Source organism: Marinilactibacillus piezotolerans (assembly GCF_900114235.1).
Classification (GTDB): Bacteria; Bacillota; Bacilli; order Lactobacillales; family Carnobacteriaceae_A; genus Marinilactibacillus; species Marinilactibacillus piezotolerans.
The window spans coordinates 1-1,206 of record NZ_FOSJ01000121.1 but is presented as its reverse complement, the minus strand read 5'-3'; the positions used below and the strand labels follow the sequence as shown (position 1 = coordinate 1,206).

Sequence of the window (1,206 nt, the reverse complement as noted above, 5' to 3'; positions counted from 1 at the left end):
AGTTTGAAGTATGTTGGTCCTTTGAGATCGTCTATAGGAAAGTGGAATCGTTAAGGCATAGTGGAGTACTTCAATTTAATATAGAAAGGAGCGAAAATAAATGAGAGTCATGGCTTTAGATGTAAGTAAAGGAAAAAGTTATGTTGTTATTTATGAAGAAGAATTGTGTGTTGCAGAATGGGAAATTAAGCACAATCAAGAAGGGTTTAACCAACTTAAAAGCCAGCTTTGTAAAGAAACTACTGAAGTAGTTTTTGAAGCTACAGGTGTTTATTCTAAACAGATTGAGTCTTTTTTTAAGACTGAGCGGATTTCGTATTGTATCCTAAACCCATTATTAGCTAAAAAACAAACCGATGGTTTGCGTGGCAATAAAACAGATAAAGTAGATGCACATAAATTAGCACAGTCACATTATCGTTTTGATCGTGAAAAAAAGAATCATCAGACCTCAATCTATTCAGAGATACATGAAGTATCTATTTTGTATGATGAGGTTCACGCTAATCTAATAAAACAAAGAGTACAACTTCACGCCGTTCTCCAACAGTGTTTTCCAGAGATAGAGACGCTGTATTCTAGTAACCTATCTAAATATGCATTAAATATTATTGAGCGTTTTCCTCATCCTGCATATATTAAAGAGTTAAGTAAAACAAGGATAAAAAATATAATTCTCGCAAGCACTAAAAAAAATATCTCAAAAGAAGAAGCTCTACTGAAAGCAGATCAACTAATTCATTTAGCAGATGTATCTTATCCAGCAGTAGATAAAGATCATTTTTTAGTAACTAAAGTTCAATACAGAATTAAGCAGATACAACAGTTATTTGATACAAAAGAACGATTATCTAAAAAAATGATTGAACAGTCAAAAAAGCTTAATGAATTTTCAGTATTAGTTAGTATTCCTGGGATAGGCCCTCTAACGGCCGCGTTAATTATTTCTGAATTAGGGGATATCAGACGATTTTCTACTTCAAATCAGTTGAACGCTTATGTTGGAATTGATATACGCACTCATCAATCTGGAACGATGAGAAAGAAAGACCGAATAAATAAACGTGGGAATGCCCGCGCTAGAAAGATATTATTTTTTACTATTCGAAATATGTTAAAAACTCAAAAAACTGCACCCAACCATATTGTTGATTACTATTATAAATTAAAAAAACAACCTTACTCCAAAAGAGATAAAGTTGCTGT

General features: G+C 32.4%; 1 protein-coding gene. It reads left to right on the top strand.

The window, feature by feature from the left end; translation table 11 throughout:
• Positions 1–109: 109 nt before the first annotated feature.
• Positions 110–1,206: IS110 family RNA-guided transposase (locus BM212_RS12355; RefSeq protein WP_177206481.1), on the top strand; the 1,097-nt coding region annotated here is incomplete at its 3' end.